The organism is Neobacillus sedimentimangrovi, from assembly GCF_010614825.1.
Classification (GTDB): domain Bacteria; phylum Bacillota; class Bacilli; order Bacillales; family Cytobacillaceae; genus Neobacillus; species Neobacillus thermocopriae.
The window spans coordinates 1-5,746 of record NZ_JAAFZF010000081.1; the positions used below are offsets into that span (position 1 = coordinate 1).

At 34.1% G+C, this 5,746-nt stretch carries 4 protein-coding genes; 2 read left to right on the forward strand and 2 right to left on the reverse strand.

The window, feature by feature from the left end:
• Positions 1–129 precede the first annotated feature (129 nt).
• Positions 130–2,256: a sensor domain-containing protein gene (locus GZA11_RS15930; protein ID WP_163184376.1), complete on the reverse strand. Its 2,127-nt coding sequence runs from the start codon at positions 2,254–2,256 to the stop codon at positions 130–132.
• A gap of 193 nt (positions 2,257–2,449) precedes the next feature.
• On the opposite strand from GZA11_RS15930, the gene GZA11_RS15935 reads away from it, so the two are divergent.
• On the forward strand, positions 2,450–2,896 hold the full coding sequence (locus GZA11_RS15935) for a YkyB family protein (RefSeq protein WP_081905179.1): 447 nt from the start codon (positions 2,450–2,452) through the stop codon (positions 2,894–2,896).
• A gap of 227 nt (positions 2,897–3,123) precedes the next feature.
• On the forward strand, positions 3,124–4,281 hold the full coding sequence (locus GZA11_RS15940) for an aminotransferase A (protein ID WP_163184377.1): 1,158 nt from the start codon (positions 3,124–3,126) through the stop codon (positions 4,279–4,281).
• Between the two features lie 38 nt (positions 4,282–4,319).
• On the opposite strand, the gene GZA11_RS15945 is transcribed toward GZA11_RS15940, so the two are convergent.
• Positions 4,320–5,650, reverse strand: a protein-coding gene (locus GZA11_RS15945) for an IS3 family transposase (RefSeq protein WP_374717794.1) whose coding sequence is annotated in 2 segments (ribosomal slippage) — positions 4,320–5,266 and positions 5,266–5,650 — 1,332 coding nt in all. Because the reading frame shifts where the segments join, the coding sequence is not laid out codon by codon here.
• Between the last annotated feature and the right edge of the window lie 96 nt (positions 5,651–5,746).

Sequence of the window (5,746 nt, forward strand, 5' to 3'; positions counted from 1 at the left end):
ATCTCGATTTACTTGTGTATTTTTAGTAAGCATTTCAATATCACCTCGATATTCTATGACATAATTATACAAAAAATGTCGACAAAATCCTTTAAAAAAGGATTTTGTCGACAGTCTGAAATCCTTATATTAGATAAGGATTTTTTTCATTGGGCTGCTACACAAAAACATTTTCTCAAGCTCATCAACCGGAATAGGCTTTGAAAAATAATACCCTTGAATTTTATGACAACCTACATTTCTAAGAAATGAAACTTGTTCTTTTTCTTCCACACCTTCCGCAATCACTTCTAAACCAAGACTTTTGCCCAAATGAATAATCGTTGTAGTAATCGCAGCATCTTTTTCATCAGACAAAATTTCTTTTATGAAGGATTGATCAATTTTCAACCCATCAATCGGAAATCTTTTTAAATAATTTAAGGATGAAAAACCAGTTCCAAAATCGTCAACAGAAATATAGATCCCCAATTGTTTTAATTTGAATAATATGGGTACCACTTCTCTTGTATCATGCATGACTCCTTCAGTTATTTCAATTTCTAATGACGATGGGTTTAAGTTATATTTTTCGATCATTAATTGTATAAATGGAACAAAATTAGGTTGATTCATTTGTTTAGGTGAAATATTTATCGCAATTCGAATATCATCAATTCCCTTTTCATTCCAAGTTTTTATTTGCTTGCAAACGCTTTCTATTACCCAATTTCCAATCGAAATGATCATACCTGTATCTTCTGCCAATGGAATAAAAACATCTGGGGAAATATGACCAAACTCATGATCCTTCCATCTGAGTAAAGCCTCAAAGCATTTTGCTTCTCCTGTTTCACAGTCTATCTGTGGCTGATAATATAAGACAAGTTCATTTTTTTCTATTGCCTTACGTAAATGTGTCTCTAGAGTCACGACATTAGTAATAACTGAATTCATATCCGTACAGTAAAACTGATAATGAGCTCTCCCTTTTTCCTTAACTCGGAAAAGAGCTTCATCAGCATTTTTAATTAATGTTTCCGGATCTTTGCCATCATTGGGATACATGCTAATTCCGATACTTGGTGAAATAAAGTATTCATGAGAATTTAAATAAAATGATTGTGAAAATAAAGAAAAAATTTTGGAGGCAAAGTGGCTTGCTTCACTCCGATTTGTATGTAATAGGAGTATGGTAAATTCATCCCCACCTACTCGATAAACAAAGCAGTTGTCATTCTGAAACTGCAGTAAGCGGCTTGATACTTTTTTTAAGATTTCATCACCAGCTAAATGTCCTAATGAATCATTTAGATATTTAAAACGATCTAAGTCAATAGAAAATAAGGCAAATTCGAATGAATTATTTGTATCTACATAAATTCGTTCATTTAAATGCTCAAGAAGTGCTCTCCTATTTAATAAACCAGTTAATTGATCATGAAAAGCCATAAATTTAATCATTTCCATGTTTTTTGCCTGCACAGATAAATCCTTAAAAATAACATACAAACCTTTAATTTCCTCATTGACGATAATCGGTACCGTTTTTATATGTACTATGAGAAGATGCCCTTTTCGATGAATCAATTTACAATCCATATTTTCCAAGGCATAGCCAGAACAAGTTTTATCTAATAACTGCCGAAACTTCTCCAAATCACGGTCATCGATCATATCATAAATCGAACGAATGGTCATTTCCTTTTCAGTGTATCCGGTTAATCGTTCTGCTGCAGGGTTGGCCTCCATAATTTTTCCTGATGTACTTAAAGTAAAAATCGCATCCAAATTATGATCTACAATCGATCGATATCGCTGCTCACTTTCCATAATTTTCTTTTTCTTCATTGTCCGTTCAGTTATGTCTCTAGTAATAGCGATGATATACCTGATGGAATGTTCATTATCAAAAATAGGAGTTAAAATGGTTTCACCATATACTTCATTTCCACCCTCATTAACAAAACGATCATTAAAAATAACAACTTCTTTTGTATTCAATAACTTTTCATACATTTTCTGAAGAAAAAAGGCCGCTTCGGTGGAAAGTGCTTCTTCAAAAGTCTTCCCTATGGCTTCGATTGAAAGGTTCGCTTTTTTCATACCCGTTTCATTAATAAACAAATAACGAAATTTTGGCCCCTCTTCAACCTTCATAACAAAAACCATATCTTGAATATGTTGAAAAATAATTTCAAAAATAATTTTTTGAATTTTAGGACCAGCCTTACCTGATTCCAATTCTATTGTTAAAAAATGATTATATTGTTTCATTTGCTCATCCTCAAGTAAAAGAATTCTCATTTTTGTCACTTTTTCTTCTTTTATTACTATTTTACAATGAAATTAACGGATAAAGAAGCAACTTATTTCTATTTTCCTTATGAATAGGTATAATAAAAATGTCTGAATAAATAGAAAGGAGAACCCAATTTTGAATTCCGACCAAAAAATTCCCCCAAAAAAAATGAATCTTACCATTGAAAACCTCGCTCAAGCAGTCTTTATTGTTAATCGACATGCGAAGACCGCACCGAATCCCAAATATTTATATAAATTGAAACAAGAATCATTAAAAAAACTAATTGACGAAGGAAGAGCCAAAAAAATTGGACTTCATTTTTCAAACAACCCAAAAAATAGTCAACAGCAATCAGATGTACTCGTAGAATGTGGAGGGTATTTATTTCATATTCCTCCAACGAAAACAGATTTTATTAATCTTCCACACCTAGGTAAATTGGACGGGCATATCAGGAATCCCAAAGCAAAACTCTCACTAAATGCTGCCAAAGCTATGTTACAATCCTATACTGGGATTACAAACCAAGATTCCTCTCCTTCGAATCATCGCTATAAATCCCGAACCTATCAAAAACCTATTTTTAAAAAATTAGGAGAAAGGTACTCGTAAATAAAAAAGGCTGATAAATTCAGCCTTTTGTTAAGCATCATATAAAACCTTATACTCTTGTTTCCTAACAGTAAATTAGCCACTAATTCCCCGATAGAAAATCAGCCCTAATGACGCAAATCTAATTCCTTATCCTTCAGGAATATTTACTTTTATTAAAATTTTGTTATCATTTAGACTATCTTCATGAAAACTAACAAATTCCTCACTGGAAGGATGTGCAAATATTGGATCATTTAATTAATCCACGAGTAAAAAATATTGAAATATCTGGGATTAGGAAATTTTATAATATGGTTTCACATACTGAGGGACTTATTTCATTAACGATTGGACAACCTGATTTTCCTACACCGGATCATGTTAAAAAGGCGGGTATTCTCGCTATTGAAGATAATTTTACTTCATATACTCATAATGCTGGTACACTAGAATTAAGGAAAGCTGCCTGTGATTTTGTGAAAAAAAAATACGGACTTAACTATATCCCGGATTCTGAAGTGATTGTAACAATGGGTGCAAGTGAAGCCATCGATATTGCTTTTCGGACCATTTTAACTGACGAAGCTGAAGTTTTGCTTCCAGGTCCTGTTTATCCGGGGTATGAACCAGTTATACGTATGATGGGAGCAGTTCCAATACATATCGATACCCGTAAACACCAGTTCCGCTTTACACTAGACGTTATTAAACCTTATATTACGAAAAAAACCCGATGTATTGTCCTTCCTTACCCTTCCAATCCAACAGGTGTCAGTCTTACTGAATCGGAACTAAAAGAACTGGCTGATTTTCTTAGTGATAAAGAAATCTTTGTGTTGGCCGATGAAATATACAGTGAACTAACCTATGACAGGGACCATACATCTATTGCTCAATATTTAAAAGATAAAACGATATTAATTAATGGGTTATCTAAATCTCATTCAATGACCGGTTGGAGAATTGGCTTTTTGTTTGCTCCTGAAACAATTACACAACATATTTTAAAAGTCCATCAATATAATGTTTCGTGTGCAAACTCCATAGCACAAAAAGCCGCATTTGAAGCCCTTACGACAGGGATGAATGATGCTAATAAAATGAAAATAGAGTATCAAAAAAGAAGAAATTATGTTTATCAACGGTTACAAGACATGGAACTAGAGGTTGTTATGCCTGAAGGGGCGTTTTATTTCTTCGTAAAAATTCCTGATAAAATTGGATTGAATAGCTTTGATTTTGCCCTCGATTTGGTAAAACAGGTGAAAGTAGCCGTTGTACCCGGAAGTGCATTCTCAGAATATGGGGAAGGCTATTTTCGCTTGTCATTCGCCTGCTCAATGGATACTTTAGTGGAAGGCCTAGATCGGATCGAACAATATTTTCAAAAAAATCCTCGCTAATTAAAGTGTACCCTTTGTAAAGGACATTTTAAAAAAGCCTAGGCAACTTGTTGAAGCTGCTGTCTGTATTTTACAGGCGGCAGCTTTTTTAAATTCCACTGTCCACGATAATGATTGTAGTACGTCATATAACTTTTGATTTCCTGTTTTACTTCTTCTAGAGTCTCACAATCTTTTATATTTGTTTCATCTTTAAAATGCCCAAAGAATGATTCTTGCGGGGCATTATCCCAACAGTTTCCTCGACGTGACATCGATTGACCTAAACCCATTTTCTTCACTAAAGCTTGAAATTGTGGATTTGTATAATGGAATCCTTGATCGGAATGGATAAAGGCATCTTTTGTTAAATGTGTATGTTTTCTTAATTTTTTCAACGTGTTAAGTACGATATCTAATTGTAAAGATGACGACACCTCATAAGCGAGAATTTCATTCGTTTCAGCGTCTTTGATCGTTGATAAATAAGCACGTTTCCCGTTGCGATAGGTTAAATACGTGATGTCTGTTAATAATACTTTACCGGCTACACCTTGTTTAAAATTGCGTTGTAGTTTGTTCTCACATGTGCGATGTTCTTTCGTTGCTTTGGCCATTCTTCGATATGGATTTGCCTTTCGAATAGGACAGACAATCTCATACTTTTTCATAATCCGGCGAATTCTCTTTAAGTTGTATGTAATGTCATATTGATTTTGAAGCGTCATTTTAATTTGGCGCGCACCTTTTTTGCGTCCTCGGAAATGATACGCTTTTAAAATGATGGCTTTCACAACTTCATCTGCTTCATCGTGGTTTGCACGATTTTGCGCTGATATTTCATTAAAATAATTATAGAATCCTGAACGAGAAACCCCCATTACCTCACATAAATAGCTCACCATACGCTTTAATTTATACTTTTGAATCGTCTGATGGATTAATTCAAATTTTACTTTCGTTTCGATTGTGATTTCTTCTTCAACACCTGCCTTTCGAGTAGATCGAGCTTTTTTAGTAATTCATTCTCTGCACGTAATAGTTGGTTTTTTGCTTCTAGGCGGGCAATCTTTTCTTCTAAGGTCAATTCACGGTCAGAAGGGCGACCTGAATTTGTTTTACGCGTATCTTCTAAACCTTCAATTCCTGCATTACGATAGGCTGCACGCCAACGTTTACCAGCTGTCTTAATACGATCAATTCCGATTAATTCCTCACTTAAACCAGCTTCCTCGAAGATTTCTCTAGGCAGCTTTCCTTTTTCATTTTCCGCAATAAAATGACGCTTAAATTCGTCTGTATAGGTAATCGCCTTATCGCTAACTGATTTTACATAAGGATTCTTCTTTAGTAGTTCTTGTTCTTTTTTCGTTAATAGTCTCTTCGTCATTCTAGTTCCGCTCCAACATCTTTTTTCTCATTATAAACAAAAGTACCCTACAAGAAGGACTTTTTTCAAAGTGTCCATCTTATAGGGTACATTTTA